General features: G+C 70.1%; 14 protein-coding genes. 5 read left to right on the top strand and 9 right to left on the bottom strand.

Features of this window, described 5'->3' with window-relative positions; genetic code table 11:
• Positions 1-5: 5 nt before the first annotated feature.
• The 7 genes from AC1DVZ_RS06000 to paaN form a co-directional block, all read right to left on the bottom strand.
• Positions 6-980 carry an alpha-ketoacid dehydrogenase subunit beta gene (locus tag AC1DVZ_RS06000; RefSeq protein ID WP_477617268.1) on the bottom strand — a complete coding sequence of 325 codons (975 nt, stop codon included), beginning with the start codon at positions 978-980 and terminating at the stop codon, positions 6-8.
• Positions 980-2179, bottom strand: coding sequence for a pyruvate dehydrogenase (acetyl-transferring) E1 component subunit alpha (pdhA, locus tag AC1DVZ_RS05995; protein ID WP_477617267.1), 1200 nt, complete (start codon positions 2177-2179; stop codon positions 980-982). The genes AC1DVZ_RS06000 and pdhA overlap by 1 nt, the downstream gene beginning before the upstream one ends.
• Before the next feature lie 252 nt (positions 2180-2431).
• Entirely contained in the window at positions 2432-3478 is a 1047-nt protein-coding gene (gene mgrA / locus AC1DVZ_RS05990; RefSeq protein WP_477617266.1) for an L-glyceraldehyde 3-phosphate reductase, read from the bottom strand.
• A 70-nt stretch (positions 3479-3548) separates the two neighbouring features.
• The gene (locus tag AC1DVZ_RS05985) at positions 3549-4934 is read right to left on the bottom strand and encodes an FAD-binding oxidoreductase (RefSeq protein ID WP_477617265.1); all 1386 of its coding nucleotides are present in this window, start codon (positions 4932-4934) and stop codon (positions 3549-3551) included.
• Between the two features lie 147 nt (positions 4935-5081).
• Complete coding sequence (gene hisC, locus AC1DVZ_RS05980) at positions 5082-6179, bottom strand: histidinol-phosphate transaminase (protein WP_477617264.1); 1098 nt, start codon at positions 6177-6179, stop codon at positions 5082-5084.
• Positions 6180-6223: 44 nt separating this feature from the next.
• Complete coding sequence (locus AC1DVZ_RS05975) at positions 6224-6607, bottom strand: phage holin family protein (RefSeq protein WP_477617263.1); 384 nt, start codon at positions 6605-6607, stop codon at positions 6224-6226.
• A 36-nt stretch (positions 6608-6643) separates the two neighbouring features.
• Complete coding sequence (gene paaN / locus AC1DVZ_RS05970; RefSeq protein ID WP_477617262.1) at positions 6644-8368, bottom strand: phenylacetic acid degradation protein PaaN; 1725 nt, start codon at positions 8366-8368, stop codon at positions 6644-6646.
• Between the two features lie 52 nt (positions 8369-8420).
• Here paaN and AC1DVZ_RS05965 point away from each other — a divergent pair, with 52 nt between their 5' ends.
• Positions 8421-8762 carry an ArsR/SmtB family transcription factor gene (locus tag AC1DVZ_RS05965; RefSeq protein ID WP_477617261.1) on the top strand — a complete coding sequence of 114 codons (342 nt, stop codon included), beginning with the start codon at positions 8421-8423 and terminating at the stop codon, positions 8760-8762.
• Positions 8759-9562, top strand: coding sequence for an SRPBCC domain-containing protein (locus AC1DVZ_RS05960; RefSeq protein WP_477617260.1), 804 nt, complete (start codon positions 8759-8761; stop codon positions 9560-9562). The genes AC1DVZ_RS05965 and AC1DVZ_RS05960 overlap by 4 nt, the downstream gene beginning before the upstream one ends.
• A gap of 77 nt (positions 9563-9639) precedes the next feature.
• Here AC1DVZ_RS05960 and AC1DVZ_RS05955 read toward each other — a convergent pair whose 3' ends face one another.
• Both AC1DVZ_RS05955 and AC1DVZ_RS05950 read right to left on the bottom strand, forming a co-directional pair.
• Positions 9640-10317 (bottom strand): response regulator, encoded by a 678-nt coding sequence (locus tag AC1DVZ_RS05955; RefSeq protein ID WP_477617259.1) that lies wholly within the window; start codon positions 10315-10317, stop codon positions 9640-9642.
• Complete coding sequence (locus AC1DVZ_RS05950) at positions 10314-11912, bottom strand: ATP-binding protein (RefSeq protein ID WP_477617258.1); 1599 nt, start codon at positions 11910-11912, stop codon at positions 10314-10316. The genes AC1DVZ_RS05955 and AC1DVZ_RS05950 overlap by 4 nt, the downstream gene beginning before the upstream one ends.
• 196 nt (positions 11913-12108) lie before the next feature.
• Here AC1DVZ_RS05950 and AC1DVZ_RS05945 point away from each other — a divergent pair, with 196 nt between their 5' ends.
• From AC1DVZ_RS05945 to AC1DVZ_RS05935, 3 genes are all read left to right on the top strand, one after another.
• A complete protein-coding gene (locus AC1DVZ_RS05945; RefSeq protein WP_477617257.1) occupies positions 12109-12915 on the top strand; it encodes an ABC transporter ATP-binding protein in 807 nt (268 codons plus the stop codon).
• Entirely contained in the window at positions 12912-13835 is a 924-nt protein-coding gene (locus AC1DVZ_RS05940; protein ID WP_477617256.1) for an ABC transporter permease, read from the top strand. Before AC1DVZ_RS05945 ends, AC1DVZ_RS05940 begins: the two co-directional genes overlap by 4 nt.
• Positions 13836-13908: 73 nt before the next feature.
• A complete protein-coding gene (locus AC1DVZ_RS05935; protein ID WP_477617255.1) occupies positions 13909-14991 on the top strand; it encodes an ABC transporter substrate-binding protein in 1083 nt (360 codons plus the stop codon).
• Positions 14992-15033: the final 42 nt, after the last annotated feature.

Genomic DNA, 15033 nt, shown 5'->3' with positions numbered 1-15033 from the left:
CTCTCTCAGAAGGCCAGTGAGCGGTCGACGGCGTCGAGCACCCGGTCGAGGTCGGGGAGGAACTCCTCCTCGAGCTTGCTCGGCGGGTAGGGCAGGTTGTAGCCGCCGACCCGGAGCACGGGAGCCTCGAGGTGGTAGAAGCAGCGCTGCTGCAGCGCCGCGGCGATCTCCGCACCCATGCCGAGGAACGTCGATGCCTCGTGGACGACGATGGTCCGGCCGGTCTTCTCGACGGACGCGGCGACGGTGTCGAGGTCGAGCGGGCTGAGCGTCCGCAGGTCGATGACCTCGAGGTTCTTGCCCTCGGCGGCGGCGGCCTCGGCCGCCTGGAGGCAGGTCTTGACCATGGGGCCGTAGGCGACGAGCGTCGCGTCGGTGCCCTCGCGGCATACCTGTGCCTTGAGCAGGTCGCGGGGGGCGGCGGACTCGTCGACCTCGCCCTTGTCCCAGTAGCGGCGCTTGGGTTCGTAGAAGAGCACCGGGTCGTCGGACTCGATGGCCTGCTGGATCATCCAATAGGCGTCCTCGGCGTTGGAGCAGCAGACGACCTTGAGGCCCGCGGTGTGCGCGAAGTAGGCCTCGTTGGACTCGGAGTGGTGCTCGACCGCGCCGATGCCACCGCCGACGGGGATCCGGATGACCATCGGCAGCTTGATCTTGCCGAGCGAGCGGGCCCGCATCTTGGCGACCTGGCTGACGATGTGGTCGAACGCCGGGTAGATGAACCCGTCGAACTGGATCTCGACGACGGGACGGTAGCCGCGCAGCGCCATACCGATCGCGGTGCCGACGATGCCGGCCTCCGCGAGGGGGGTGTCGATGACGCGGTCCTCGCCGAAGTCCTTCTGGAGGCCGTCGGTGACGCGGAAGACGCCACCGAGCTTGCCGATGTCCTCACCCATGAGGACGACCTTGGGGTCGCGCTCCATGGCGGCGCGCAGGCCGTTGTTGATGCCCTTGGCAATCGTCATGCTGCCCATCAGTGGCTCCCCTCACCCTCGAAGCCGGCGTGGTAGGCGGCGAACTCCTTGCGCTCGGCCTCGACCACCGGGTGCTCCTCGACGTAGATGTGGTCGAACATCGAGTCGGGCGTCGGGTCGGGCATGGACAGGCAGCCCTCGCGGACGGCGACGGCCAGCTCGTCGGCCTCGACCTCGAGCGCGTCGAAGAACGCCTGGTCGGCCTTCTGCGTGTGCACGAGGTAGGACTTCAGCCGCTCGATGGGGTCGCGGTGCTTCCACACCTCGACCTCGGCGGAGACGCGGTACTTGGTCGGGTCGTCGGAGGTGGTGTGCGCGCCCATGCGGTAGGTGTACGCCTCGATGAACGTGGGGCCGTTGCCGGAGCGGGCCGCGTTGAGCGCCTGCTGCGTCACGGCATAGACGGCCAGCACGTCGTTGCCGTCGACCCGCACGCCGGGGAAGCCGAAGCCACGCGCACGCTGGTAGAGCGGGATGCGGGTCTGGCGCTCGTTGGGCTCGGAGATGGCCCACTGGTTGTTCTGGCAGAAGAACACGACCGGGGCGTTGTTGACCGCGGCGTAGACGAACGACTCGTTGACGTCGCCCTGGGCGGTGGCGCCGTCGCCGAAGTAGGCGATCACGGCGGCGTCGCGCTCGTCGTCGCCGGTGCCGACGTCACCGTCGCGCTGGATGCCCATGGCATAGCCGGTCGCGTGCAGCGTCTGGGCGCCGATGACGATCGTGTAGAGGTGGAAGTTCTTCTCGTTCGGGTCCCAGCCGCCGTGGTTGACGCCACGGAACAGGCCGAGCAGGTTGAGCGGGTTGACGCCGCGGCACCAGGCGACCCCGTGCTCGCGGTAGGTCGGGAAGGCGTAGTCCTGCGGGCGCATCGCGCGACCGGAGCCGACCTGGGCCGCCTCCTGGCCGAGCAGGCTGGCCCAGATGCCGAGCTCGCCCTGGCGCTGGAGCGCGGTGGCCTCGGCGTCGACGCGGCGGATGAGGACGAGGTCGCGGTAGAAGCCGCGCAGGTCCTCGTCGGTGAGGTCCTTGACGTACTCGTCGTACTCGGTGTTCTCGACGCGCTGGCCCTCGGGGGTGAGCAGCTGGATCATCTCGGGTCCGCCGTCACCGACCTCCGGGACCGGGGCGGTCAGCTCGGCGAGCACCTCGTCCTCATGCTCGGCGCTCGTGGCGCCGGCGACTGCGTTGTCGCTCACTGGAACTCCTTCTTCACCCGGGCGGGGTCTCCGCCCTCGTGTGGCGGCTGGTGTGGGGCGCGCTTGTGGCAGCGCTCACAGGGGCCTTGCTGAGGCCCAAGATATCCGCAGCACCGGGAAATCTCAGAATCCGGACTCCTCCGTGCTCACCACCTGCACCTTTGTATGCCGCGGGGCCCAGTTCAGCTCGCTGCTTCCCTCTTTGCTTCCCTCGTTGCTTCGCTCGATGCCGCTCGTTGCTTCGCTTGCTGGTCAGGTGAGGCGGGACTGGGAGCGCCAGAGGTCGATCCCGGCGTCGACGGCGTCGCGGTCGATCTCCTCGAGCTCGGCGTCGCTGAACCGCAGGTTGCTCACCGCGGCCGCGGAGTCCTCGAGCTGGCCGACGGACGACGCCCCGATCAGGACCGAGGTCACCCGCTCGTCGCGCAGGGCCCACGCCAGCGCCAGCTGGGCGAGGGACTGGCCACGCTCGGTGGCGAGGTCGTCGAGCTTGCGGATGTGGGCCAGCGACTCGTCGGTGAGCAGGTCGGGCGACAGCGACTTGCCCTGGCTGGCGCGCGAGCCCTCGGGGATGCCGCCGAGGTACTTGTTCGTCAGCATCCCCTGGGCCAGGGGGCTGAACGCGATGCAGCCGATGCCCCGCTCACCCAGGGTGTCGAGCAGACCGCCCTCGATCCAGCGGTTCACCATCGAGTACGACGGCTGGTGGATGAGCAGCGGGACGCCCAGCTGCTCGAGCACCTCGGCCGCACGCTCGGTGCGCTCGGGCGAGTAGCTGGAGATACCGGCATACAACGCCTTGCCCTGCTGGACCGCGGTGGCGAGGGCCCCCATGGTCTCCTCGAGCGGGGTGTCCTCGTCGGGGCAGTGGCTGTAGAAGATGTCGACGTAGTCCAGGCCCATCCGGGTCAGGCTCTGGTCCAGGCTCGCGAGGAGGTACTTGCGGGAGCCGCCGATGCCGTAGGGGCCGGGCCACATGTCGTAGCCGGCCTTGGAGCTGATGACCAGCTCGTCACGGTAGGGCTTGAAGTCGGCGGCGAAGTGCCTGCCGAAGTTGGCCTCAGCCGCGCCGTAGGGCGGGCCGTAGTTGTTGGCGAGGTCGAAGTGGGTGATGCCGATGTCGAAGGCCCGGCGAAGGATCGCTCGCTGCACGTCGAACGGCTTGTCGTCCCCGAAGTTGTGCCACAGGCCGAGGCTGACCGCCGGGAGCCGCAGTCCGCTCTGACCCACCTTGCGGTAGGGCATCGGGCCGTAACGGTCCGGGCGGGCGAGATAGGGCGGGAGCCAGGTGTCGACCATGGCCCCAGCCTATGGCCGCGCCCGCCCCGATGACCCGGGACAGGGGCGCCGCCGGTCGCGTTCGACGACCTCAGCCGGCAGGCGCGATGTTCTGGTTGTGCCGGAACACGTTCTCCGGGTCCCAGACTGCCTTGATCCCGCGCAGCCGCGCGAGCTTGGTTTCGCCGAAGGCGCTGTCCACCCGCTCCTGGCCCTCGTCCCCGATGAAGTTGAGGTAGACCCGTCCCGACGTCCACGGCTTCATCGCGGCCGCGAGGGTCCGCGTGTGGGCGATGTTCGCGTCCGTGTCTGCCGGGTCGGGCCAGAGCGACAGGTAGTGGATGTTGAACGGCGCCTGCCGCTCCCCGAAGGCGGTGGCCTCCTCGGGCACGCGCGCGACGGCACCCCCACCGGGCACGACGATGACCTGGCTCACCGGCGACACGGGCGACGACGCCAGGGCGGCGAGGGTCTCGACCGCCTCGTCCGGCAGCTCCTCGAGGAAGTCGGCCGTCCAGTAGTTCTGCAGGCCGTGCGGGTTGGCGTCGTCGAGCAGCCGCTGAAGGGCCACGTAGGGCATCGGCCCGACATGGGCGAAGACCGGCGGCCCGAAGCCCAACAGCGGGGCCAACGCCGCCTCGGCCTCCTCGATCGGGCCGGTGTAGGCCACGATCACGCCCACGGCCGGCTTGCCGCGGGCCGGCTCCGGCACCATCTCGATCGGCGGGGCGGTGATGAAGGCCACGCCGCCACCCACCTCGTCGGGCGCGTCGACGAAGAAGTCCCGGAAGTTGCGCAGGACGGCGGCTCCCATCGGCGGCGGATACATGAGCATGCCGCCGAAGACCATCGGTCCGATCGCGTGCAGTCGCAGGGTGAAACGGGTGACGACGCCGAAGTTGCCGCCGCCACCGCGCAGGGCCCAGAACAGGTCGGGGTTCTCGGTCTCCGAGGCCGTCACGATCCGGCTGTCCGCCGTCACCACCTGCGCCTCGATGAGGTTGTCGCAGGTGAACCCCAGCCTGCGCTCCACCCAGCCACTCCCGCTGCCGAGCGCGAGACCGCCGACGCCCGTCGTGGAGACGCGCCCGCCGGTCACCGCCAGACCGTGCTCCTGGGTGGCCGCGTCGAGCTCGCCCCACGTGCATCCGCCACCCACCTGAGCAGTCGCCGTCTCGGGGTCGACCACGATGTCGCGCAGTCCGCGCAGGTCGACGCACAGTCCGCCGTCGACCACCGCCGAGCCGTTGACGGAGTGGCCGCCTCCGTAGACGGAGATCGGCAGGCCAGACGTCCGGGCGTAGGCGATCGCAGCAGCGACATCCGCCGCCGTTCGGCAGGTCGCGATCAGCGCGGGCGTGCGGTCGATCATGCCGTTGAACACCCGCCGCGCGTGCTCGTACCCGTCGTCACCCGGCGCCAGCTGGAGGCCCGAGAACTCGGGGATGGTGGGGCGGACGTCAGTCAGATCGGTCATGGCAGGGCCTCCCGGGAGTGCATGCTGCCGACTCTCCTCCGGCCTCCGGCCGACGCACCTCCCCTAAAGAGACGACAGGCACCCATGACATCCAGCACCGTGGAACGACGGGCGCAGCGGCGGCCGGGACCTCCCCGCTGGCCTGGGTCAGGAGGGGTCGATGGGGCGCTCCGCGAGGAACTCCCCCGCCACCCGGATCAGCACGTCGTTGGCCTCGGTCTCGCCGATGGTCGCGCGTACCCCATCCGTGCCGTACTGGCGCAAGGTGAGGCCCGCCGCCTGGGCGGCGGCCGCGAAGTCGCCGGACCGGTCCCCCAGTCCGAACCACACGAAGTTGGCCTGGGTCTCGGGGATGAACCAGCCCTGGCCGCGCAGCATCTCGACCACCCGGGTGCGTTCTGCGACAAGGGAGTCCACGCGCTCCTTCAGCTCGTCGAAAGCCTTGAGCGAGGCCACCGCCGCGGCCTGCGCGATCGAGTTCACGCCGAAGGGCGTCGCGGTCTTGCGGAGGGCAGCCGCGACCGGGGGGTGCGCCACGGCATACCCGATGCGCAGGCCGGCCAGGCCGTAGGCCTTGGAGAAGGTGCGCAGCACCATGACGTTGGGGCGGTCGCGGTAGAGCTCGAGGCTGCGCGGCGCCTCCTCGTCGGTGACGAACTCGACGTAGGCCTCGTCGATGACGACCAGGACGCGGCTCGGGACGGCGTCGAGGAACCGCTCCAGCTCGGCGTGGGTCACCATCGGGCCGGTCGGGTTGTTGGGGGTGCAGACGATGACGACCTTCGTGCGGTCGGTGATCGCGGCGTGCATGGCGTCGAGCCGGTGGCGGGCATGGTCGTCGAGACCCACCTGCACCGACTGTGCGCCGGCGAGCGCGGTGACGATGGGGTAGGCCTCGAACGACCGCCACGCGTAGACGACCTCGTCGCCGGGGTCGCAGGTGGCGGCGATGACCTGGCCGAGGACGCCGACCGAACCCGTGCCGGTGGCGATGTGTTCGGCGGGCACCCCGAGGGTGTCGGCGAGCGCCTGGGTGAGCTCGGTGACGGCCATGTCGGGGTAGCGGTTGATCGCGCCGGCGGCCTCGCGCACCACCTCGAGGACCGACGGCAGCGGCGGATACGGGTTCTCGTTGGACGAGATCTTGTATGCCGTGACGCCCGCGGGCGCGGCTGCGGGCTTGCCGGGGACGTAGGCGGGCACCTGGTCGAGGGCCGCGCGCAGGCGGACGTCGCTGTCGCTCATGCCCTCACTCTAAGCGGGCGCCACGGCGGGGTATGCCGCGTGGGTCAGTCGTCGTCGCCGTCCGGGATGACCCAGCCGAGGACCATCGACACGATCGTGATGATGATGGCGCCGAGGACCGCGTCCCAGAAGAAGTGGTCGATCGTGAAGCTGAGGCCCAGCGGGTCGGCGATCCACTCGGTCAGCTGGAGCATGAAGGCGTTCACGATGAAGGTGAACAGCCCCAGCGTCAGGATGATGAACGGGAAGCTGAGCACCTTGGCGATCGGCTTGACGACGGCGTTCACCAGACCGAAGACCAGTGCGACAAGGAGGATCGTCGCGAACTTCGAGCCGAACTTGCCCTCCCCGAAGCTGATGCCCGACACGAGCCAGGCGGCCACCCACAGTGCCACCGCGTTGACCGCGACCTTGATGACGAAGTTCATGGACCCGATCGTGCCAGATGCGCGGGGTTTGGCGAGCTAGACGTGGCGGCGGGAGGTGACGACCCGGAACCGGTTGGCCACGAACGCGGCGTCGACGTAGGCCGCGTTGGCCGCGGGGTTGGCGCCGGTGCCGTGGAAGTCGCTGAACGCCGCGGTCTGGTTGACGAACACCGGGCCGGTCAGGTTCTCCGACAACGCGACTCCCGCGTCCGCCGCGGCGTCGCGCGCGGCGTCGAGGACGTCCTCCGACGAGGAGTAGACCGCCGCCGTCATCGCCCCGTGCTCACGCACCGTGTCGCGGAACTGCGCCAGCGACTGGTCGGTCCCGGACGTCGCGATGAGGAACGTCACCGGCCCGAAGCACTCCTGGGTGTAGACGTCCTCGCGGCTCGCGTCCATGCTCACCAGGCCCGGTGCGCGGACCACCGCGTCCGGGTATGCCGGGTGGCTGACCTCGCGCGAGTCCAGCACGACCGTGCCACCCGCCTCCTCGGCGAGCGCGGCGAGCCCGGCGGCGTTGGCGCGGACCCCGTCGTTGACGGTCGCGCCCAGCAGCTCGACGGCCCGGGCGTCGTCCCCTGTCAGCTTGCCCACTGCCGCGGCCAGCTTGGCGCCGAAGTCCTCGAAGGAGACGTGGCCCTCGTCGGTGGCGATGCCGTCGCGCGGGACGTAGATGTTCTGCGGGGTCGTGCACATCTGCCCGGAGTAGAGCGTCAGCGAGAAAGCCAGGTTGCCGAGCACGCCGCGCAGGTTGTCGGTCGAGTCGACGACGATCGTGTTGACGCCGGCCTTCTCGGTGTAGACGAGCTGGCCACGTCCGGCGCCGTTCTCCTCGAGCCAGCCGCCGAAGCCAGGGCCCCCGGTGTAGTCGATGATCCGGACCTCGCCGCGCTCGGCGAGCACCTTGGCCAGGCCCTCACCCTCGGCCTCGGGCGCGAGCTGGACCAGGTCGGGACCGAACCCGGCCGCGGACAGCACCTCACGGCATACCGCGACAGAGATGGCGAGGGGGAGCACGGCCCGCGGGTGAGGCTTCACGATGACGGGGTTGCCGGTGACCAGGGAGGCGAACAGTCCCGGGTAGCCGTTCCACGTCGGGAAGGTGTTGCAGCCGATGACGAGGGCGACGCCGCGCGGCACGACGCGGTAGTCCTTCTGCATCCGCAGCGGGGCGGGGTTGCCCTCCTTGTCGCGACCGGGCTTCTCCCAGACGACGGACGCGGGCACCCGCTCCTGCTCGACGAGGCCGGCGACGATCGACTCCAGCGCGCGGTCCTGGGCGTGGGGTCCAGCGGCCTGGAAGGCCATGACGAACGGCTGGCCGGTCGTGTGCATCACCGAGTGGGCGATCTCGAACGAGCGCGCGTTGATCTGCTCGACGATCTCGACGCAGACCGCCGCTCGGGTGCGGGCACCGGTGTCACGCCAGGCCGGGGTTGCGTCGGCCGCCGCCGCGAAGGCCGCGTCGACGTCGAGGTGGGGATAGGTGATGCCGAGCGCGGGGCCGTAGGGCGAGACCTCCTCGCCGACCCAGTCACCATCGGTGCGCACGTCACCGAGGCCACCGAACGCGTTGTCCCGCAAGGCCTCGTATGCCGCCTGGCCGGCTTCGGCGGACCCCTCGCCGTAGACGCGCGGGGACGGCGACTCCGGGAACCGGCTGAAGTAGGAGCGGTCGGTGAGCGCCTGGGTCGCCTGCGCGATCACCTCGGCGTGCTTGTCGACGAGCGGGTGGGTCGCAGAATCTGTAGCCGTGGACATGGGGTCAGTCTATGGACATTTCTTATTGGTCGCTCTAGAGTAACCGTTGCCCATGAGTAACCAATCAGCCCTCGCCCTCGACGCTCTCGGCGACCCCAGTCGGCGCCAGATCCTCGAGCTCCTCGCCGAGCGGCCGCGCTCGGTCGGCGAGATCGCCGCTGCCATGCCGATCGGGCGGCCGGCGGTGAGCAAGCACCTCAAGGTGCTCGAGGGCGCCGGCCTGGTGGACCACGAGAGCCGGGGCACCCGGAACCTCTACGCCCTCGCGCCCGACGGGCTCGTCGACCTCCAGCAGTGGCTGGTCACGACCTGGGACACCGCGCTCACCTCGTTCGCCAGGTATGTCGATGAACACCGCGTCGAGCAGCACCAGCCGGAAGGACGTCCGTCATGACCACTCAACCTGCCGAGACTGGCGAGAGCACGTCCCGCCACATCGCCCCGCTGCGCCGCGAGGTCCGCGTGCGGTGCGACGTCGACACGGCGTTCGAGCTGTTCACCGCCCACCTCGGGGCGTGGTGGCCACTCGGTACGCACAGCGTCTTCGGCGCGCAGGCGAGCGTGGCGTTCGAGGACGGCGTCGTCGTCGAACGCCATGGCGTCGAGAAGGCGGTCTGGGGCACGGTGCTGCGCTGGGACCGGCCGAACGGGTTCGCCATGACGTGGCGCCCCGGGCACGGCCCGGAGCGGGCCACCGAGGTCGCGGTGGAGTTCGAACCCGACGGCGACGGCACGCTGCTGACGCTGACCCACACCGGTTGGGAGCGGCTGACCGAGCCCGAGGCCGCGAGGGCTGAGTACGACCGCGGCTGGCCGCTGGTGCTCGCCCACCTCGCGCAGCGGGTCGAGTCGCGGGGTGCGGAACCGGAGTCCGCCGTGGAGTCGGAGGCCGCCGGTGAATGGTTCGCGCTGCACCACCGACCCGGCTCCAACCTTCCCGAGGGCACCTCGATCTTCGCCCACCCGGGCTTCTCCGAACACGTCGCGTTCCTGCAGCGACTTCAGGAGCGAGGCTGGCTGGTCGCGGCCGGTCCCGTCGACGCCGCCCAGGGTGAGGGGATGGCGGTCGTGCGCGTCCCGCCCGGGGCGGCCGACGAGATCCTCCGTCTCGCGCGCGAGGACGACGCCTCAGTGACCAGCGGGGTGCTGACCGTCGACGTGCGACCMTGGGACGTACGGTTCACCGCGGTCTGAGGCCACCGCCGTCTGATGCTTCTCCGCGAGGCTGAGGCTTGCAGCAGCCCGAGGCCGCCCTCACCGTGGCCCGGCGCTCAGCGGCGCCTGGGCACGTAGCGGTGCTCCGGCCGGCCGGTGCTGCCGTAGCTGAGATCGAGGTCGAGCAGCTGCTTGCTCACCAGCGACGCGAGGTACCGCTGCGCGGTCGGCCTGCTGGCCCCGAGGATCTCGGCCACATCGGACGCGCCGATGGGCTCCTTCGCGGTCGTGACGATCTCCAGGACCCGGGCCATCGTGGGTTGGAGGGCCCGACCCACGACAGCCCGTCGGGGCGGGGTTCCCCTCAGGCTGAAGAGGTTGTCGACGACCTGCTGGTCGGCCTCACCCTCGCGGCCCATTCTCTCGGTCCACGTGCGGTAGGCCTCCAGCTGCTCGCGCAGGGCGACGAAGGTGAACGGCTTGACGAGGTAGTAGAACGCCCCGAGCTGCATCGCGGCGCGCACGGAGTCGATGTCGCGGGCCGCCGTCACCAGGAGGAAGTCGGGCACCCGTCCCCCCGACGCGGCCAGGCGGCGTACGAGCTCGAGCCCGCTGAAGTCGGGCAGGTACATGTCGAGCAGGATCAGGTCGGGCGCCTCGGACGCCACGAGGTCGGCGGCCTCCGAGCCGGTGTGCGCCTCGCCGACGACGGTGAACCCGTCGAGGCGGGCAACGCTGAGGGCATGGGCCTGGGCCACGTGGTAGTCGTCGTCGACGACGAGGACACGGATCACTCGACCACCTCCTTGCGCCGCATCGGCAGCGTCACGTCGAACCTGGCACCGTCGGGGCTGGAGGCCGTGATGGTCCCCCCGTCGCGGGTGACCAGTCGGTGCACCAGCGCCAGGCCCACCCCGCGCCGCATCCCGCGCCGCGGTTCCTTGGTGGAGAACCCGTCGACGAAGACGTCGTCGAGCCGGTCCACGGGGATGCCGGGTCCGGTGTCGCTGACCGACATCCGGATCACCCCGTCCTCGCAGCCGAGCGACACCGTGACCACCCCGCGCGGGTGGCCCCCCACCGTCCGGGGGTCGTCGGCGACGGCATCGACCGCGTTGTCGATGAGGTTGCCCAGCACCGTCACGATGGGGACCTCGTCGGCGACCGGCATGGCCAGGCGGCTGCCCGGGTCGAGCCGCACCGCGACGTCGCGCTCCGCGGCCACCGTGGTCTTGGCCAGCAGCAGGGCGGTGACCACCGGCGACCCGATCCGCGACCGGACCTCCTCGCCGACCAGGGCGGTGTCGGCCTGGAGGTGCCGGCTGTAGCGCGTCGCCTCCTCGACCTCCCCGAGCTCGAGCAGCACGGACAGGACGTGCAGGCGGTTGGAGAACTCGTGCTCCTGTGCGCGCAGCGCCGTGGTGAGGCCCTCGACGGAGTCGAGCTGTCTCAGGAGCGCCTCCAGCTCGGTGCGGTCCCGGATCGTCACCACCCACCCGGCCTGGCGCTCACCCACGACGACCGGCATCCGGTTGAGGACGAGAAGGTGCTCATCGGTGACGGCGACGAGGTCCTGGCCGGCGACGTCGCCGGTGACCACCCTCCGCAGCCGGTTGTCGGGCAGGACGTCGACGACCCGCTCCCCCAGCACCGCGCCAGGGATCGCGAGCAGTCGCCTCGCCTCGTCGTTGAGGACGTTGATCCGCCCTGACGGGTCGATGCCCAGCACACCTTCGCGGATGCCGTGCAGCATCGCCTCGCGCTCCTGGACCAGGGCGACGATCTCGGCCGGTTCGAGCCCGAAGGTCACCCGCTTGATGCCGCGGGCGAGCAGCAGGGAGGCCGCCACTCCGAGACCCAGCGCGGCGGCGGTGTAGAGCAGGACGTCGGCCATCTCGTGCGTGAACCGGATGCCCACCTCCGACTCGAGCAGGCCGACCGAGACCTCGCCCACCGGCACGCCGTCGGCCCCGAAGATGGGAGCGCGCGTGTTGGCGGAGCGTCCCAGGCTGCCCTGGTCGACCCCGGTGTGCACCCGGCCGTCGAGGGCGACCACCGGCTCCTCGATCTTCTGGCCGATCAGGCTCGGGTTGGGGTGGGAGTACCTCGTCCCGTCACGTCCGATGATCACGACGTACGACGCGCCGGAGTCGCGGCGCACCGCGTCGGCGAGCCGACGCAGCACCTGGTCGGGGTCGCCGGCCTCGACCGAGGCGGCCACCTGCGGCACGTGCCCCAGCGAGACGGCGATGCTGCGGGTCTGCTCGATCGCCTGTTGGTCGGTGGCGCGGCTGGTGACCCGCGTGAACAGGGCGAGTCCGAGGGCCATCGTCACGGCGATGATCCCGAGGACGGCGAAGAGGATCCGGGAGGCCAGGGTGCGGCCCATTCGCGGCATACGTCTCCTCGTCCTGGGTGGGCTGCCCACCGACGGCGCCGGTCGGCGCCGTCCCCAGCATGACTGAGCAGAACGCACAAAACCACGGCTAACGCGGCATACGGGGGCAACGCACACAAGGGTTCCGCGCTCCAGTGACCCACTCCTACGGTGACGCAACTCATCGTCGAGGAAAGAGGTTCGGCCAATGGCGGCCATCGAACTGCGTAACGTCACCAAGAAGTTCGCGACAGCGGACGGCGGCACCTACACGGCCCTCAAGGACCTGTCGCTGACCGTGGAGGAGGGCCAGTTCTGCGCGGTCGTCGGTCCCACCGGCTGCGGCAAGTCCACCACCCTCACCCTCGTCTCCGGCCTGGAGCGCCCCTCGCGGGGCGAGGCCTTCGTCCACGGCGAGGAGGTCAAGGGCATCGAGACCGGCACCGGGTTCGTCTTCCAGCAGGACGCGGTGTTCCCGTGGCGCTCGGTGCTCGACAACGTCGCTGCCGGTCCGATCTACCGGGGCAGTGACCGAGGCGAGGCGACGCGCCTGGCCCGCGACTGGCTGCGGCGCGTGGGGCTGGCCGGGTTCGAGGACCGCTTCCCCCACCAGCTCTCCGGCGGCATGCGCAAGCGCGTCGCCCTCGCCCAGACGCTCATCAACGAGCCGCGGATCCTCCTGATGGACGAGCCGTTCAGCGCCCTCGACGTCCAGACCCGGGCGATCATGTCGACCGAGCTGCTGCACCTGTGGGACCAGACCAAGCCGGCCGTGGTGTTCGTGACCCACGACCTCGAGGAGGCCATCGCCCTCGCCGACAAGGTCGTCGTCCTCACCGCAGGTCCGGGCACGGTGAAGGCCGAGTTCGAGATCGACCTGCCCCGCCCCCGCGTGGTGCAGGAGATCCGCTTCGACCCCCGGTTCATCGAGCTGTACGAGCAGATCTGGGAGGCCCTGCGGGCCGAGGTCGCCGAGGCCTACGACCGCACCACCCGGTCGGCGGTGGCTTCATGATCGACACCTCCTCCAGCCACCAGGCCCCCACTGACGGGGCCATGGACGCGATGGCGACGCATGCCTGGTCGGCCGAGGTCGCCCCCGAGGTCGCCCCTTCGCGTCCGCGCGCGCCGCGGGGCACGCATCGACGCGTTGTCCTCGCTGGAGTGCGAACGGGCATCGTCGTGGTGGCCCTCGTCGTCTGGCAGCTGTGCGTGCACACGAAGGTCGTCGACCCGTTCTTCTGGGGCGAGCCCAAGGGCGTGTGGCAGACGCTGGTCGACTGGTTCACCGTCGGGACGAGCCAGGGCTCACTCGGCCGGCAGATCCTCATCACGCTCGAAGAGGCCGTGATGGGCTTCGTGATCGGCTCGGTGCTCGGCGTCGTCTGCGGGATCGCCCTGGGTCGCGTCGCCGTGCTGTCCGAGATCTTCGGCCCGTTCCTCAAGGCAGCCAACTCGATCCCGCGCATCATCCTCGGCTCCATCTTCACGGTGGCCTTCGGGTTCGGCATCCAGTCGAAGGTGATCCTCGCCGTGGTCCTGGTGTTCTTCGGCGTCTTCTTCAACGCCTACCAGGGATCGCGCGAGGTTGACCGCAACCTCATCGCCAACGCCCGCCTGCTGGGCGCTTCGCGCTGGCAGGTGACCCGCGACGTCGTGCTGCCGTCGGCGTTCACCTGGATCCTCGCGAGCCTGCACATCAGCTTCGGCTTCGCCCTCATCGGTGCGCTGGTCGGCGAGATCCTCGGCGCCAACGAGGGGCTGGGCCTGCTGATCCGCTCCTCGCAGAACAACTTCGACATGAACGGTGTCCTCGCCGGCATGGTGCTCGTCGCCGTCATCGCGCTCACCGCCGAAGGCCTGATCAGCCTGCTCGAACGCCGCCTGCTCCGTTGGCGCCCTCCCCAGACCCACGGAGGTGCGGCAGTCCAGTGAGAGTCCGCCGCGTCCGCGCGGCATACCCAGCAGCACCTCGAGCACACCATTCGCAGCACTCAAAGGAGAGTTCATGAACACCAAGCGTTTCGGCGCCGCAGGCGTCGCGCTGCTCGCAGCGACCAGCGTGGCCGCCTGTGCCAGCAACGCCTCGGGATCCTCCGGCGCGGYCGCCGGCGGCGGCTCGTCGTCGTCCAGCGCCCCCGCGGCCAACTCACCCCAGGTCACCATCATGGTCGGAGGCATGAGCAAGCAGATCTACCTGCCGTTCATGCTGGCCAAGCAGCTGGGCTACTACGACAAGGCCGGCGTCAACGTGAACCTCGTCGACGAGCCCGCGGGCGGCGACGCGACGCAGAACATGCTCGCCGGCCAGGTCCAGGGCGTCGGTGGCTTCTACGACCACAACATCGCGCTCCAGGCCCAGGGCAAGTACTCCGAGGCCGTCGTCTCGATGCTCCAGATCCCCGGCGAGGTCGAGCTGTGCCGCAGTGACCTCAAGGGCAAGGTCAACAGCCCGGCCGACTTCAAGGGCCGCCAGCTGGGCATCACCGACACCGGGTCCTCGACCGACTTCCTCACCCAGTACCTCAGCACCAAGAGTGGTGTCAGCCCGACCCAGGAGACCCGCCGCGGCGTGGGCGCCGGACAGACGTTCATCGCCGCCATGAAGCAGAAGGCGATCGACTGCGGCATGACCACCGAGCCCACCGTCTCGCAGGCGCTGTCCGACGGCACCGCGTTCATCCTGCTCGACATGCGCACGGCCGAGGGCTCCAAGGCAGCGCTCGGTGGCACCTACCCCGCGACCTCGCTCTACATGCCGGTCGACTGGGTGAACAGCCACAAGGACACCGTCCAGAAGCTGGTCAACGCCTACGTCTCGACGCTCACGTGGATCCAGGGCCACACCGGCGCCCAGATCGCCGACGTGATGCCGGCCGCCTACTACAAGGGTGTCGGCAAGCCTGCCTACATCAAGGCGCTCGACAGCGAACGGGGCATCTTCAACCCGACCGGCATCATGCCGGCCGACGGCCCGCCCACCTGCCTCGCGGTGCTGAGCGAGTTCAACCCGAAGGTGAAGGGCAAGACGATCGACCTGACCAAGACCTACACGAACGACTTCGTGAAGGCGGCGACGCCGGTCAGCTGACCGCTCCCCCAACCATCGGGAGGTGTGCCGCGGGCCCCCACC

Source organism: Pedococcus sp. P2_E5 (assembly GCF_056403895.1).
The sequence above is the reverse complement of the archived record's forward strand: the minus strand, read 5'-3'. Positions and strand labels throughout refer to the sequence as shown.